This window comes from Carboxylicivirga taeanensis (genome assembly GCF_051851475.1).
Lineage (GTDB): Bacteria > Bacteroidota > Bacteroidia > Bacteroidales > Marinilabiliaceae > Carboxylicivirga > Carboxylicivirga taeanensis.
The window spans coordinates 63,809-79,736 of record NZ_JBPUSJ010000010.1; the positions used below are offsets into that span (position 1 = coordinate 63,809).

At 43.5% G+C, this 15,928-nt stretch carries 15 protein-coding genes; 14 read left to right on the top strand and 1 reads right to left on the bottom strand.

What is annotated here, in order from left to right; all coding sequences use genetic code 11:
- The first annotated feature begins 24 nt into the window (after positions 1–24).
- The 11 genes from kamA (at position 25) to ACSX1H_RS14405 (ending at position 12,055) form a co-directional block, all read left to right on the top strand.
- Positions 25–1,308: a lysine 2,3-aminomutase gene (gene kamA, locus ACSX1H_RS14355; protein WP_439184915.1), complete on the top strand. Its 1,284-nt coding sequence runs from the start codon at positions 25–27 to the stop codon at positions 1,306–1,308.
- Between the two features lie 111 nt (positions 1,309–1,419).
- Positions 1,420–2,283 (top strand): hypothetical protein, encoded by an 864-nt coding sequence (locus ACSX1H_RS14360; protein ID WP_439184916.1) that lies wholly within the window; start codon positions 1,420–1,422, stop codon positions 2,281–2,283.
- Entirely contained in the window at positions 2,270–3,847 is a 1,578-nt protein-coding gene (gene kamC / locus ACSX1H_RS14365; protein WP_439184917.1) for a lysine 5,6-aminomutase reactivase ATPase KamC, read from the top strand. Before ACSX1H_RS14360 ends, kamC begins: the two co-directional genes overlap by 14 nt.
- Before the next feature lies 1 nt (position 3,848).
- Entirely contained in the window at positions 3,849–5,411 is a 1,563-nt protein-coding gene (kamD, locus tag ACSX1H_RS14370) for a lysine 5,6-aminomutase subunit alpha (RefSeq protein ID WP_439184918.1), read from the top strand.
- A gap of 4 nt (positions 5,412–5,415) precedes the next feature.
- Positions 5,416–6,147 carry a lysine 5,6-aminomutase subunit beta gene (kamE, locus tag ACSX1H_RS14375; RefSeq protein WP_439184919.1) on the top strand — a complete coding sequence of 244 codons (732 nt, stop codon included), beginning with the start codon at positions 5,416–5,418 and terminating at the stop codon, positions 6,145–6,147.
- Positions 6,148–6,240: 93 nt separating this feature from the next.
- On the top strand, positions 6,241–7,422 hold the full coding sequence (locus ACSX1H_RS14380; RefSeq protein WP_439184920.1) for an acetyl-CoA C-acetyltransferase: 1,182 nt from the start codon (positions 6,241–6,243) through the stop codon (positions 7,420–7,422).
- A gap of 236 nt (positions 7,423–7,658) precedes the next feature.
- Positions 7,659–8,225, top strand: a complete 567-nt coding sequence (locus ACSX1H_RS14385) for a hypothetical protein (RefSeq protein ID WP_439184921.1) — start codon at positions 7,659–7,661, stop codon at positions 8,223–8,225.
- A 213-nt stretch (positions 8,226–8,438) separates the two neighbouring features.
- Positions 8,439–9,218 carry a glucose 1-dehydrogenase gene (locus tag ACSX1H_RS14390; protein ID WP_439184922.1) on the top strand — a complete coding sequence of 260 codons (780 nt, stop codon included), beginning with the start codon at positions 8,439–8,441 and terminating at the stop codon, positions 9,216–9,218.
- Between the two features lie 101 nt (positions 9,219–9,319).
- Positions 9,320–9,970, top strand: a complete 651-nt coding sequence (locus ACSX1H_RS14395; protein WP_439184923.1) for a Crp/Fnr family transcriptional regulator — start codon at positions 9,320–9,322, stop codon at positions 9,968–9,970.
- A 46-nt stretch (positions 9,971–10,016) separates the two neighbouring features.
- A complete protein-coding gene (locus ACSX1H_RS14400) occupies positions 10,017–10,628 on the top strand; it encodes a hypothetical protein (RefSeq protein WP_439184924.1) in 612 nt (203 codons plus the stop codon).
- Positions 10,629–10,795: 167 nt separating this feature from the next.
- Positions 10,796–12,055 carry a M28 family metallopeptidase gene (locus ACSX1H_RS14405; RefSeq protein ID WP_439184925.1) on the top strand — a complete coding sequence of 420 codons (1,260 nt, stop codon included), beginning with the start codon at positions 10,796–10,798 and terminating at the stop codon, positions 12,053–12,055.
- A gap of 81 nt (positions 12,056–12,136) precedes the next feature.
- On the opposite strand, the gene ACSX1H_RS14410 is transcribed toward ACSX1H_RS14405, so the two are convergent.
- Positions 12,137–12,334: a hypothetical protein gene (locus ACSX1H_RS14410; RefSeq protein ID WP_439184926.1), complete on the bottom strand. Its 198-nt coding sequence runs from the start codon at positions 12,332–12,334 to the stop codon at positions 12,137–12,139.
- Between the two features lie 19 nt (positions 12,335–12,353).
- Here ACSX1H_RS14410 and ACSX1H_RS14415 point away from each other — a divergent pair, with 19 nt between their 5' ends.
- The 3 genes from ACSX1H_RS14415 to ACSX1H_RS14425 all read left to right on the top strand — a co-directional run bounded on the left by ACSX1H_RS14415 (position 12,354) and on the right by ACSX1H_RS14425 (position 15,799).
- The gene (locus tag ACSX1H_RS14415; protein ID WP_439184927.1) at positions 12,354–12,935 is read left to right on the top strand and encodes an RNA polymerase sigma factor; all 582 of its coding nucleotides are present in this window, start codon (positions 12,354–12,356) and stop codon (positions 12,933–12,935) included.
- 100 nt (positions 12,936–13,035) lie between these two features.
- Positions 13,036–14,085, top strand: a complete 1,050-nt coding sequence (locus tag ACSX1H_RS14420) for a FecR family protein (protein ID WP_439184928.1) — start codon at positions 13,036–13,038, stop codon at positions 14,083–14,085.
- 223 nt (positions 14,086–14,308) lie between these two features.
- A complete protein-coding gene (locus ACSX1H_RS14425; protein WP_439184929.1) occupies positions 14,309–15,799 on the top strand; it encodes a DUF6242 domain-containing protein in 1,491 nt (496 codons plus the stop codon).
- The last annotated feature ends 129 nt before the right edge of the window (positions 15,800–15,928 follow it).

The window sequence follows — 15,928 nt, forward strand, 5'->3', positions numbered from 1 at the left end:
ACCGACAACAAAAAATCTACATAAATGAAACGAAAATATTCAACTGTTGACTATAAGAGCATCCCTCTCTTTAAGGATGTAAAAGAGGAGGACTGGAACAACTGGAAATGGCAGATGCGCAATGCCATTCGCGACATACCAGGGCTGGAAAAAGTGCTTGACCTAAGCGAAGAAGAGCATGAGCACCTGTCAAAAACCCTGAAGAAATTTAAGATGGCCATTACGCCATATTACGCGGCACTAATGAGCAAAGAAGACCGGCAGTGCCCGGTGCGTAAAATGGCGGTTCCGATCCTGAACGAATTACACATCGATGAGTCGGACTTAAGCGATCCGTTGCACGAAGATGTTGATTCGCCTGTGCCAGGGTTAACCCACCGTTATCCAGACCGCGCGCTTCTGCTGGTAACCCACGAATGCTCCATGTATTGCCGCCACTGCACCCGTCGCCGCATTGTTGGAGAAACGGATGAGGACATGGCACGCGGCCATCTGGAACAAGCCTTTGAATACATCGCCCAGACACCAGAAATTAGAGATGTGGTAATCTCTGGTGGCGACCCATTAATTCTAAGTGATAGCCGTATTGATTATATTCTTACTGAACTGCGAAAAATTGACCATGTAGAAGTAATACGCATAGGTAGCCGCATGCCGGTTGTACTGCCACAACGCATTACCGATGATTTGTGCAACATTATTAAAAAACACCATCCGGTGTATGTAAATACCCACTTTAATCATCCAAAAGAAATTACAGAAGAAGCCCGACAAGCTTGTGAGAGACTGGCTAATTCGGGTGTGCAGCTGGGTAACCAGTCGGTGCTATTAAAAGGCGTAAACGACTGCTCCAACATAATGAAGTCGCTCATGCACGATTTATTGCACATTCGCGTTAAGCCGTATTACATCTATCAATGCGACTTATCTGAAGGCATTTCACATTTTAGAACAACCATTTCCAAAGGCATCGAAATCATTGAAAATCTCCGTGGCCATACTTCTGGCATGGCCGTGCCAACTTTTGTGGTGGATGCGCCCGGTGGTGGTGGCAAAATTCCGGTAATGCCCGATTACCTGATTTCGCAAACTGATAAACGGGTGGTACTTCGCAACTATGAAGGAATGATTACCAGCTATACACAACCATCCGATTATGAAGGACACAACCCTTCTGAGTGCAGTTTCTGCCACGATGAGTCGCTTCTGGCCAAAGATGGCGTAGCGCAACTGCTCAATAAAGGAGGTACGATTGTACCGCAGTCCTTACGTCGCGAGACGCGCTCCAACGGAAACGGCAAGCATTAAGACAGGACGGAGCTATACAAAACCAAAGTGCCCTCCTGGAAAAGAAGGAGCAGATAGTAGAATTTGATTGAGGCTAAATTTTAGGGGATTACTTAAAATCCTGCACGGATAATGAATACATCGAACGCAACATATCGCTTTATAAACACCACCAGTTTTGTGATGGGCAATCGCAAAAATGCCGGTAAAACAACCTTTATGAACTGGGCTCTTAACCAGATCAGAAAGATCGAAAGCCCGGCATTTGCGACCATTGGTATTGATGGAGAAAGCCATGACCAGATCGATGGCCGCGATAAACCACGGATTTATACCGTACCGGGCGATGTGTTGATAACCAGCTACCCTATGCTGCACAAAAGCTCTGGGCAGTTCAGGCTTGAAAAAGTATTCCCCATAAAAACGCCTTTAGGCCAATTGGTGGTTGCCACGACCCTAAGAAGTGGCTCCATCGAACTGGTAGGTCCTGAATACAATGAGCAACTGAAAGAGCTAATTGACTACATCAAAAAGGAACTTAAATACCGCTCAATAATGATTGACGGAGCCGCCAGCCGCCTTACACCAGTAAGCTCAATAAACGGCAGCGGTTTCTACTACGTGCTTAACATCGACCGCCGGAACCTGAGAAAAGCACTGGAACAGATGCAGCTATTATCTGTCGCTTCAGGGTTTAAACAGGTCGCCACCAACGAATCTGCCCTACGAATTGAAGGAGCGCTGACACCAACTAAAATCAGCAGCTTGCCCAAATCTTGCTCTACACTGATTATCAACGATCTCACATCTGTATTTTTGAGTTTTACCCAACTAAAACAGTTGATGAAGCAAGTGGAAGTGCAAGTACTTAATCGGCTACAGTTAAAGAGTTTTGTTGTAATTCTTAAAGACATTACTCAGAACGAGTTTATACAGCTGTATCAGGATAAAGGCATACAAACCGAATTAATTTTTAATCCTTATGAGCATCAGTAAAGTCATAAAATTTACCGGTTTCGACAGCTTTTACGAAAAGTACAGGCCTTTAACTCCGTATGGAAAAGCGCACAAAGAGGCCTTACACTTTTACACGCACGCCCATGAACTGGACCAGATCCACCTCATCACCGATGCGCTGGTTGATTTTATTGATAACAACGAGCACCAAGCCCTGCAAATCGAAAATTACCTGAGCAGAATTGATCGCTTAAACGGGCTGGATAAAAAAGAATACGATGCGGTAGATATTCAGCTGATCAAAAAGTTTTTGTTGCTCTATAAAGCCATCGATAAGTGCCTGACTAAAGCCACAAAAGAGCTGTTAAACTTCGAATACAGGCTAAATGATCTGCTTGAGGCATTGATGCCTGACAAGGACCTAAGTGAATCGTTCTTCCTATCATCGGCGTTTGACAACAATCTGAAAACAGTTAGAAACAGCATTCGCCAACAAGATGAGAAGCTGGACGCCATCCGCCAGAAAATACTACAGGACATTGAGGAGAAATATCAAATAGCGATGGATGGGCGCGATTTTATATTGGTTGACAACAGGCGCTATGAGCTGTTGGAGGCGCAGGAGCTGAATTGTGAGTTTTACGACTCTAAGCTCATAAAGGTGAAGCCGTTCTTTGGTAAAGACTATCTGGATGCACAAATGGCCAAAGAGCAATTACTGGTCAAAGAGTCGGAACTGGAAAGAAAGGTACTCAGTACCATTTCGAAACACATCAGGCAGCATCAAGGCGAACTAAAAAACGCCACTGAAACCATCTGCCTGCTGGATGTCAGTCTGGCAAGGGCCCGTTTTAGTTGCTTGCACAAGCTAATTGCACCTAATTATAAAAGTACTTCAATAGAAATTAAAGGAGGCTTTTTGTATCCACTGTGGGAGAAACACCAAAAGAAGCGGCTCGAATACACCCCCCTTGATGCCACCTTTAAAAACAATGCCATCCTACTATCGGGTTCGAACATGGGAGGCAAAACGGTACTGTTTAAAACAGTTGCTTTTCTGCAGCTACTAACACAACTGGGCTTTAGAGTGCCGGCTCAGCAGTTCTCAACGCGTTTGTTCGATCGCATTCAGGTGCTGGGCAACGGACAAACCGGTAATGTCGAAGGACTCAGCTCTTTCGGTCAGGAAATACATCAATTATCAACAGCCATAGCAACAACAGAAAAGCGCCTGCTATTAGTAGATGAGCTGGCGCGCACCACCAATGCCAAGGAGGCCAAAGCTATTTTATATGCTGTTTTGAAATATGTAACGCACCACACCAACATTACGGGTTTCTTCTCCACGCATTTTATCAACATGCCTGCTATCGAAAAAGTGGCTAAGTACCGGATGAAAGGTTTGAATAAACAGGCCTACGAAAACTATTGCCACCAACAGCTCAACGATATTGATGAAAATATCAGGCTTATCAATGCCTTTATGCAATACGAGGTTGTACCTGATGATGGGCAACAATCAAAAGACGCCCTATCCATAGCCGGCATGCTGGGTTTGCCAAGTGAGATAATGAATTATGCTAACGACTATTTAGACCAATAAAATGACACAATCGAAACTAAATCTGGATAAAGAAAAAATCAACCGGGCACGAGAGCTATCCAAGCAAATCACCAGGCCTGTTAACGATTACATTACCCAACATACCACAGTGGCCATTGAGCGTGCTACATTGCGAATGCTGGGAGCCGATGGCGTAACTGCCGATGATGTGCCGGTGCCCAACGCCATTATCAATGCTTTGGGTGACAACATTCAATACGGGGCTTCTACCTATTACGTAAATGCCCTGCTAAGAAAAAACCTGAGCGTAGAGCAGTTGAATGCGGCCATTGCTGATGGGCTTGACATTTCCCAGCTCGAGTTAACCGACAGCGCACTCATCCGTCGGAAAGCCGATGAGCTGGTAGCTGCTTTCGCAAAGCGTGTCAAGGGCAATGTGGCTTATCGCACATCAAAAATTTATGAATATAAAGAGAAAGAAAACGCGCCACTCCTTTACCTTATTGTAGCCACAGGCAATATTTTCGAAGATGTAAAGCAGGCCCAGGCAGCCGCACGTCAGGGAGCTGATATCATAGCCGTTATACGCACCACGGGCCAAAGCCTGCTCGACTTTGTACCTTATGGTGCCACCACCGAAGGGTTTGGCGGTACCTATGCCACTCAGGAAAACTTTAAAATCATGCGTAAAGCATTGGATAAAGTGGGCGATGATATTGGCAAATACATCCGACTGGTGAACTACTGCTCGGGCTTGTGCATGCCCGAAATAGCAGCAATGGGCGCCATCGAACGTCTGGATATGATGCTCAATGACTCCATGTACGGTGTGCTGTTTCGCGACATCAACATGTACCGCACCTTTGTGGATCAGAAGTTTTCGCGCATGATCAATGCCTTTGCCGAAATCGTAATTAACTCGGGCGAAGATAACTACCTGACAACCTCGGACGCCTATGAAAAAGCCTACACCGTAACCGCCTCGCAGTTTATAAATGAGCAGTTTGCCTACGAAGCCGGTTTACCTGCCCAGCTTATGGGATTGGGGCATGCCTTTGAGATGAATCCGCAAATAGAAAACGGCTTCCTGTTCGAGATGGCTCAGGCGCAAATGGCCCGCGAGATATTCCCCGATGCGCCACTAAAATACATGCCGCCTACCAAGTACATGACCGGGGATGTGTTTAAGGGCTACATCATGAATGCCATGTTCAACTTCATTGCCAAATCAACCAACCAGGGCATTCTATTGCTGGGCATGCTCACCGAAGCCATTCATACACCCTTCATGCAAGACCGCTTTCTGGCTGTTGAAAATGCCCGCTACATTCTTAACAACACCAAAGATTTTTCCAGCGACATCGAGTTTAAGAAAGGTGGCATTATGCAAACACGCGCTCAAAATGTACTCGATGAAACCATTGAATTCCTTGAACAAATCAATGAAAAAGGCCTGTTCGACTCCATCGAACAAAAGCTATTTGCCGAAGTGAGCCGACCCAAACATGGCGGGAAAGGATTTGAAGGCGTGAAAGAAAAAGCCGCCAGCTACTTTAACCCGGTGTACGATTATTTAGAAGTGGAACTTGGATTAAAAAAGTAAACATATGAATAACATGATACGCCCCTATGGCGACACAATAAACGACGGCGCGGTGCAATTATCATTTACCTTGCCCGTGCCCCACTCGGCGAAAGCCGATGAGGCTGCCAAACATTATGCGCACAAACTGGGCTTTGAAGAGGTGGAAGTGGTTCACTCCAATCCCTTGTCTGAAAACTTCTCCTTTTTTGTGGTTTATGGCAAGTCGCAGTTACAGCTCGACTACGATAAGGTGGAAGTGGAAGCCGTTGAAAAGTCAATGGACTTTTACGAGGTGAATAACTACATCAAAGAACACATTAAGCGCAAAGTAGTAGTGGTAGGTGCCTGCACCGGCACCGATGCACACACCGTAGGAATCGATGCCATCATGAACATGAAAGGCTTCGATCAGCACTACGGACTGGAACGCTACCCCATGATGGAAGCTCATAACCTGGGTGCACAGGTGCCCAACGAAGAGCTGATTCGCAAAGCGGTGGAACTCAAGGCTGATGCCATACTGGTATCGCAGGTAGTCACTCAAAAAGAAGTACACATCCAAAACATGACCGACCTGATTGAACTCCTGGAGGCTGAAGGACTGCGCTCCAGGTTGATTGTGTGCGCCGGCGGCCCCCGCATCAGCAACAAACTGGCTTTGGAGCTAGGCTATGATGTGGGCTTTGGGCGAGGCACCTTCCCGGAGAATGTAGCATCGTTTATTGTGGAAAAAATGGTGGAACGAAACAGCTAATCAAACGATGCACTGTACCAGTGCATCGTGCTCAAAACAATAATGTTTAACCCTTGCACAAAGCTCTATGCTCGGTGCACTAAAATATTAATCATGAAAGAAATCTATATCATTGACGCAGCTCGCACAGCAATAGGCAATTTTGGTGGCACACTGACCAATGTATCGCCCGCACAAATGGGAGCAACTGTAGTTAAATCGCTATTGGAACGTAATCAACTCCATGGCGAACAGGTAGACGAAGTAATTATGGGCAGCGTGTTGCAGGCCGGTCACGGACAAAACGTGGCCCGTCAGATAGCCATGCAGGCGGGTATCCCTCAGGAAAAAACGGCGCTTACTATTAACATGGTATGTGGTTCTGGCCTGCGCACGGTTGCTATGGCGGCGCAAGCAATTAAAGCTGGTGATGCAGAGCTGGTCATTGCAGGCGGCGCCGAAAACATGTCACAAGCACCTTACCTCCTGCCCAAAGCCCGCACCGGCTATCGCATGGGCGATGGAGCGGTTATTGATTCCATGGTGGGTGATGGCTTAACCGACGTGTTTAATAGCTATCACATGGGCATTACCGCCGAAAACCTGGCTGCCAAATACAATCTAACCCGCGAGGAGCAGGACACTTTTGCAGCTCAGTCGCAAAATAAAGCCGAACAGGCCATCAACAGCAAACGGTTTACTGAAGAAATAGTGCCGGTGGAGATACCTCAACGCAAAAAAGACCCAATCATTTTTGATCAGGATGAGTTCGTGCGCTTTGGTGTTACAAGCGAATCCCTGGCTAAACTGCGCCCTGCATTCACCAAAGAAGGCACGGTAACAGCCGCCAATGCATCGGGCATTAACGATGGTGCTGCAGCTGTCATTGTAGCCAGTAAAGAGGCCGTGGAGAAATATCATCTCCAACCAATGGCTAAAATCGTTTCGTATGCCTGGCATGGCACCGATCCGGCCATTATGGGTATCGGACCTGTAGAAGCCGTGCGTCAGGCACTATCTAAAGCCAACTGGACAAAAGATGAGCTGGAACTAATCGAAGCCAACGAGGCTTTTGCGGCTCAGTCATTAGCTGTAATGAAGGAACTCGACCTTAATCCGGAAATTACCAACGTGAACGGTGGTGCCATTGCTATTGGCCACCCAATTGGAGCCAGCGGAACGCGTATTTTAACAACCCTGATTCACGAAATGAAAAAGCGTGAAGTCAATAAAGGCCTGGCTACCCTGTGCATTGGAGGAGGCATGGGCATCGCCATGTGTGTAGAACGCATCTAAACCATCAATTATATACTATTAATTTAAGCCTTTAGTCAATTGAAGAAGAGTCGGCCTGCTTGGGTCGGCTCTTTTTCTTTACCTCAAAGTTATGTATTCTATGGACCACAGAACTGTCTATTAAATTTGATAAACCGTTCAACATTTAAGAATGACGTATTTTAGTAGCAGCGATATGACGCAACCTTTTCATAGATAAAATCATCTATAATAGAAATAATTAAACCCAAAATAACATGAAAAAACTTTTATTTATTAGCCTAATCTTCATAGCATTGATATCCTGTGAAAAAGATGATAATCAGAAATTAAAATTAGATGTAGATTATTTCCCTCTACAAATTGGTAATCATTGGAATTTCGAATTAGCAGGAAAAGACTCAATAATTGACTTAACCGAGATTAATGGAATTGATTATTTTGAATTTGTTAATGACTATGGAAAAACTTCATATTATCGAAAACAAGACAACCGAATTTATACTAAATTATCTTCCGGTGAAAGTAAGGAAGAAATGAAGTTTGACTTGAATGCTAATATTGGTGCAACTTGGAAATATGGTTCAGGTTATGTTACGCTTATGAGTAAAAATGCGACTATCACTATTGGTGATACAAAGATTGATAATTGTTTACAATTTAATTTCCATAATGAAGATTTGATTGATTACGGTTCCACAATTTGGTTAGCACCTGAAGTTGGATTTATTCAACAGACATGTCAGGAATGTTTTGGTTCTGCATTTGAAACTATGAGGTTAAAAACAGCTGTGATAAACAACGAATTGATTAAATTTAAATAATACTAACGCAAACAAACCTCTATAAGCATATGGGGTTGCAGCTCATTTGGAACATTGCATAGCTCCTAAAATCACCGCCAAATAACTGATTTCGCTTTTGAAGAAACATCCAATTACACTTTACAACCTCCCTAAAACAAGATTGCTCGCTTATCTGTTTTATGAAGTAGTGACTGAAGCCAGTCACCAATCATACATGCAAAACGATGAGCTATGGACACAAACGCACTATTTGACCTATCACACAAAACTGCTATTGTAACTGGCGGGGCCAATGGTATTGGTAAAGCCAGCTGTGAAATACTCGCCGCTTTTGGAGCCAAGGTCATTGTATCCGACTATAATTATGAGGCCGCGAAAGCAACTGCGGCTGAAATAGAAAAGTCAGGAGGGATTGCGCACGCTATCAGGTGCGACAACACAAAAGATGAGGATTTGGTGAACCTGGTGAACCAAACGCTTGAAAAATACGGCAGTATTGAAATACTTGTTAATAATGTTGGTGGCGGAGGTGCTGGCAAAGAAAGCCCGTATGACATTGACATCTCCCAGTTTAAACACGTGTTTGAGATGAATGTCTTCAGCACCTGGCGACTCTGTCAACTCGTGGCTATCCCCATGAAAAAGGGTGGTTACGGCAGTATTATCAACATGTCTTCTATGGCTTCCATTAACAAAAGTCCGGCAATAAGTGCTTATGCTTCGTCTAAAGCCGCAATTAACCACATGACCAGAAACTTAGCGCACGACTTTGGTCCGGATAACATACGAATTAACGCCATTGGACCTGGGGCCACCAGAACACAGGCCCTAAGCAAAGTATTAACCATTGAGATAGAAAAAGCCATGCTCAAGCACACACCCATTAAGCGACTGGGCGAGGCTGAAGATATTGCAGGTGCGGTACTCTACTTTGCAGCACCCATTTCCAATTGGGTAAGCGGTCAGGTGCTTTTCGTTAACGGTGGCGGGGAACAAACCCTCGATATGTGATACAGCACCTACGCCCTGAATGTATACATGAATGATAATGACAGCACTAACAATCATTATCACGCATGAAAAAACGGGTAAATCAGTAGCAACCGCTCAAAATGCACAACGCAACAAGTCCACAACACATAAAGGCAACATTTATGCAGCCCTCTCCTATTCAACAGTTCGCTGAACTTAGAAATATAATAGAGATCATTAGTAACACCTACGCTCCACTAAATGTAGAGTGCCAAAACGAACTGACCGATAACTGCCGTCTGGTAACGCTTAAAAAAAGAACTCACCTGGTGCACCAGGGTCAGTTATCTGACAAAGTTTACTATTTGGCTGATGGTTGTGCCAGAGCCTACTACCTTAAAGATGGAAGAGATATTTCGGAATGGTTTGCCTTTGAAAACGAATTTATCAGCTCAATAAGCAGCTTCTTTAACAATGCCCCTAGCCCCCTTTACATTGAACTGCTGGAAGATACAACACTCCTTGAGCTATCGAGGGCAACCATTGACCACTTAGCTGATAAATACCACGACTTTGAGCGCCTGATGAGGGTCGCTGTAACAAAAACGATGTTGGTGCAGCAGAAAAGAATTACCTCCATTCAGTTTCAGAGTGCCGAAGAAAGGTACGACAGCCTTTTGAAAACACACTCCAATATCACACAGAGAGTGGCCTTAACGCATATCGCCTCCTACCTGGGAATAACGCTGGAAACATTAAGCAGAATCAGAAATCCCAAAAATCGAATTTGATCTATATCAAAGGAAACACCCCTGCAATAGCTGTTCTTTGCCCTCCATGAAACAAGTACATTATATTTCTGGAATTCTGATAAGCAGCTTTATCGGACTCCATCTGTTTAATCACCTGCTCAGCCTTTTTGGCGCAGCCTGCCACATTGAATTTATGCAAACCCTGAGGGTGGTATATAGAAATTTCATTATTGAAGGACTTATTTTTACGGCAGTTGCCATCCAAATTATTTCGGGAATTAAACTGTTCATTAAAAAACGGAAGATGGCCACACTTTTCTATGAAAAATTGCAGATTAGCTCTGGTCTGTATCTGGCCTTTTTCCTTATTATCCATGTTGGAGCTGTGCTGAGCGGCCGCTTGGTATTACAGCTCGACACCAACTTTTACTTTGGCGTAGCGGGCTTAAATACCTTCCCTAGCAACCTGTTTTTTATACCTTATTACGCCCTCGCTATTATGGGTTTCTTTGCACATATCGCAAGCATTCACTCTCTGAAAATGAAAACCAGAGTTTTTGGTCTGTCTGCCAACAAACAAGCTCATATCATTTTGGCTGTTGGTGGGGCATTAACAATCTGTATATTTTATGGGCTCACAAACGGGTTTAACGGGGTAGAAATACCTGAAGCTTACAAAATTCTGGTTGGCAAATAAGCCAACCAGCATATTACGGGGTGTTAAGGGCTTTAGTTGAACCAAATCAGGCTACACACGCGACGTTTCAGAAAAGTTTAAGAGATTTTGCTAACATTTGTTATTGAATAATCCGGAAGCATGCTATTACTTTGCCGCCCGGCAAAACAAGTAAAGTAAATCAAAACATGAAACGAGTAATTATTGGCGCATGGCTGCTCATGGCATTGTCTTACCATGCAGTGGGCCAAAACATGCAACGAGTAAAAAAAGTAGTTGAAGAACTCAGTTCTCCGGCATTCTTCGGCAGAGGCTACACGCATAAAGGCGATAGCCTGGCAGCAAGCTACATTGTCAATCAGTTAAAAAAAAGAGGGATTCAACCTCCCGGAGAGACCTATTACCAATATTTTAGTATGGGCATCAACACCTATGTGGGAAATCCGGTACTCAAGGTCGATGGGAAACGATTAATCAATGGTACCGATTGGGTAGCCTACCCCACTTCTCCGGGAATGGAAGGTACCTTCCCGGTGCGCTCGATCTCCAAAACCACATTAAGTAGCAAAAAACGGTTAACCGAACTTCTTTCCAGTAACCTGAGTCAGTCGTTTATTTGCTTCGATTCAACGGTAATTAAAAATGAGGCATTGCATGCATTTGCCCGAAACCTGTTTACATCCGACAGGCTAATGGTAAAAGGCATTATCGAGCAGGTGGAAACACCCAAGTATTCGGCACGGCGCTATGTCAATAATTATGGAACATTACGGATAAGGCAGGATTTCATGAAGGCCAGCACCGACTCAATAAGCATCAACCTTAAAAACCGGTTTATCAATAATTACACCAGTCAAAATGTAGTTGGCTTTATTGAAGGCAAAACTGATACCTGCATAACGTTAATAGCTCATTATGACCACATGGGCATGTTTGGTGAAGCACTCTATGCCGGTGCTAATGATAATGCCAGTGGCGTGGCTATGCTGCTGGAGTTGGCCGGCTATTTTAAGAAACATCCTCCCCACTATAGCATCCAGTTAATATTTTTTGGGGCTGAAGAGGCCGGTTTTTATGGATCGGAATATTACGTGGCCAACCCGGTTTATCCCTTAAGCAAAACCAAGCTGGTAATTAATTTTGACATGGTGGCATCAGGCACTCAGTGGACCGAACTGATACATGCCAATCTCTATCCGGACATAAAAAAGCAGTTCGTAATCATTAATGACAGTAAGCAGTACATCACCCACTTAAAACCAACTGGCTACGAGGCTACATCAGACCATTACCATTTTCATGATGCAGGCGTACCGGCGCTGTTTTTTTGGACTGCTGGGGGGAATGAAAACTATCATGAGCCGGGAGACACTGCCGACAAAATCACCTATCCGGTATTTCAAGGCATCTACAAGTTGGTAATAGATTTTATTGAGTCTAAGCATTAACTGTACAAACCACTTATATCCTGATGAAATTAAATTAGAGCATTAAACGGACTTCGATAAACATTTAACAACGTAAGCGCACTAAAAAAGCACTTTATAAGAAAAACTTATCGGATAAAAGGCTGTATCAAGAGAACCCGGCAGATAAAGCAGCCAGTTAAAAAACTGTTTCAGCAGTTCGATAATTGGCTTATCTGCCGGGTAATTGAGTACCTGTTTCTGTAATTGCCTGAGCACGTAATTCTTTCGTTCTGCATAATGACACGTTTTAAAAATCATTATATTGCGCCCGCTTAAGATGGGAAATTTGGGACAACAATCGGATGATTTGCTGATTCGGCAAATACTAAATGATAGTCAGTATGCTTTTAATCAATTATTTGACAAATACTACGACTATGCATTCGATGTGGCCTGCCTCTACTGTAGCTTTCAGGATGCCGAAGAAGTGATCAGCGATGTTTTTGCCAAAATATGGCTCAACCGGCATCAATTGGAGAACATCTCAAACTTCAAAAGCTATTTATTTATTTCACTCAAAAATCAGTGTCTCAATTACCTTCGCAAAAAGAAAATTGATACACTCCCCATAGAAGACAGCTTTAACCATATTGTTCAAAAAGAAATCGAGCCACAGTTCCAAATTGAAATGAACGAACTGAGCAGCGAAGTTGAAAGTGTTATTGCTGATTTACCACCCAAATGCAAAGAGGCATTCATGCTGGTACGCGAGGAAGGTCTGAAATATAAGGAAGCCGCCAAAAAACTCGCCATCTCAGAAAACACTTTGGATGTACATTTGAAAAAGGCAACCAAACGCATCATGGAGGCCATCAAAAATTATGGATTAAAACTACTGATCCTTTTTTTTAGCTTGTAAATAACTGAACTTCTGTTACTTTTACTTTTTTCAATAAAAAACCACAATACGAGTAACGGAAGTACTAATTTATTGAGTCTTTATAACCAGATAGAAGATAATGGCACAAAATCAACCTGACATAGAACAACTAATCAGCCGAAAACTTGCCGGTGAGCTATCGCCTGCAGAAACAGAGCGACTATTCAACTGGATAGGTGAAAGTGAAGCCAACGCAAACACCTATCGCAATGCCATGCATATATTAGGGCAACAGCAACGACAGTTCCTGAAAAATGCAGTTTGGAGCAAGGTTAAAAATAAGTCCGTGAAAGCTGATTATACAGCTGATGCCAAATACAGCATTGGTAAGCTTTTAAAAGTAGCTGCTGTGCTGGTACTTATTGTACTTATCCCACTGGCGCTTGGGAAATTTGGTCAGGATGAACTCGGAAACGGCTTTGTCCACACGGTTAAAGGAAACGATGTAGTTACCTCATTTTACCTGCCCGATGGAAGTAAAGTGTTTTTATCGAGAGGCAGTGAAATAAGTTACAACGACGGATACAATGAAACCAACCGTGAGTTACAGCTAAAAGGTAAAGCCTACATTGAAATTAGCAGTGAGGCAACCGCACTGCCGGTTATTGTTAATTCTGGCAAGCGTTGCGCCATAGCCAGCCAGGGGAAATTAGCCATTAACGGTCAAAACGACAGGTTTGATGTAGCTGTTAATGAAGGAGAAGCAACCGTTGTAGATACTGTGTACAAAAAGGTGATTATCCCCATGTTTAAACTAACACCCGCTACCAAAGTAAACGGCCCGAATGCTAAAGCCCTACCGGCAAGCACCAAGGTATCGGGCGGCCAACGTGCCACCTACTCGTCCTCAGATGAGATGGCAAAAACAACGGTTGGCAGCTATTGTGAAGTATTTAGCTGGAAGGATAAGGTATTTTGTTTTAGCAATCTGAAACAACACGAGTTAGCCTTTAAAATTTCGGAGTGGTATGGCAAAAGCATTGAGTTTAAAGGGGAATTAGACCCTTATCAAAACTACTCAGGGAGCTTTGATAACCCATCGGCCGAAGATTTAATAAATACAATTTTTAGCAATCAGGTTAAAGATATTAAGGAAACAAAACGGAAAATAACAGTCATATTTTCATAGATAACTAAATCACAATTAACAACTCGCCAACGTTTGTTGCCTGGCCAACAATAGATGTTGATGATAATGTAAATGCTTAACCCCGTTAGGCATAATGGGATAAATGTATCCTTATATCAAGTGAAAAATCCGTAATTATTAATGTTAACGGATGGTGATAAGTAGATGAAACCCCTTAATCGTTCTACTCATTACTGCCCAAATTTTATTTAAACTTAATTGTATGAAAACAAATCTTCTAAAATTTGTAATGGGATTCGTATTGCCTATTGCCTTGGTTTTTACCGCCTGCGAAGACGACGATCCAAAATCTTCATTAACAGGGTTGACTAACTTCAGCTTTATGGCTGACAGCAACATCCCCGGGCTCGAAAACATTCAGTTTACTATCGACCAAACCAATCATACCATCACCAATGCCGATGAGCTACCATACATGACTGATGTATCTGCTTTAGTGGCTGAATTTGAGGCAATCGATAACACTATTGTTACTGTAGGAACGGTTGAGCAGGTTAGCGGAGTAACAGAAAATGACTTTAGCTCACCAGTTAACTACATTGTAACTGCGGAAGATGGGGTGACACAAATTACCTATCAGGTCATTGTTAACGTTTCTCAAGTGAATCCAGAAGGTGTTAGCTGGGTGAAGGAGCAAGCCGCTGTTACAGGTGATAAATACGAAACAGTGAAAAGTATTTATTTCAATGGAAAGCACCGCGCTATTTTCGGCTCTTTAATCAACAAAGTGGCTACTACTAAATATTACGTTTCTGAAGATGGTAAGAGCTGGACTGAAGCTAGCATCGACGAAGCTAACTTTCCGGTAGGTAAAGATCATGGCCTGGTGGTTAACAATGGCAAAATGTACATCTGTGGTTACCTAAAAGTAGTGGACCCATGGGGCTTAGGCGATCCGGCCTACTACCAGCCTGGTAACCCTAAAGAGATTTGGGTCAGTGCAGATGGTGAAACCTTCACTAAAGCAGAAAGCACTTACACTTTTGATGGCGATAAGGTACGCTCATCCATCTTCTCATTCAACAACAACATTTGGGTAGTAGGTGGTAACAAACAAGTATTTAGCAACTATGAAGGTGGAATCAATGGTGATAACCATATGACTGGTCCACAGAGTTTATCGGATAAGATACACAGCACAGCGGACGGCAGCACCTGGACAGACCACTCAGAAGTATTGCCGGCAGCAGAACCAGACAACAATGTTGAAGGAGCCCTCAGACGCTATGCGGCGTCAGTTGTGCATGGTGATAAAATGTTTATGATTGGCGGACAGATTGGTAACGGTGCTCTTTCGAACGAAGTGTGGAGCAGTGCCGATGGCCTAATCTGGTCAAAAGTGGTGCCAACAGGGTTGACACCTCGTATGGGAGCTGCAGCCATCTCTTACGACAACAAAATTTGGTTAATTGGTGGCCAAACAGCCCTTGGTGTATGTACTTCTGAGATTCTGGTTTCTGAAGATAATGGAGCTACCTGGACAGCGCCAGAAGAAGATGCTTTATTGCCTGCCGAATTCACTCCAAGAGCTGGTCACTCGGCCTACCTGGACAGTGAAAACAAAGTATGGATTGTGGGAGGTTACTCAGCTGTTGATACCTCTACTGAGAATGCAGAAACAGGTGAAATGAAATACAGTGAGGAGCGCACATCGCTTAATGATGTTTGGAGCGGTAAACTCAATAAGTTATAACAGATAATAAGTGCCTGTAGGGTTCGCTGCAGGCACTTATTATATTCTTTCAATAATCTTCTTATTTTCCACAACTAAACTTTTAAAAATCATCTGCCTATTCACATACTGCCAGGTGAAAAATCTACT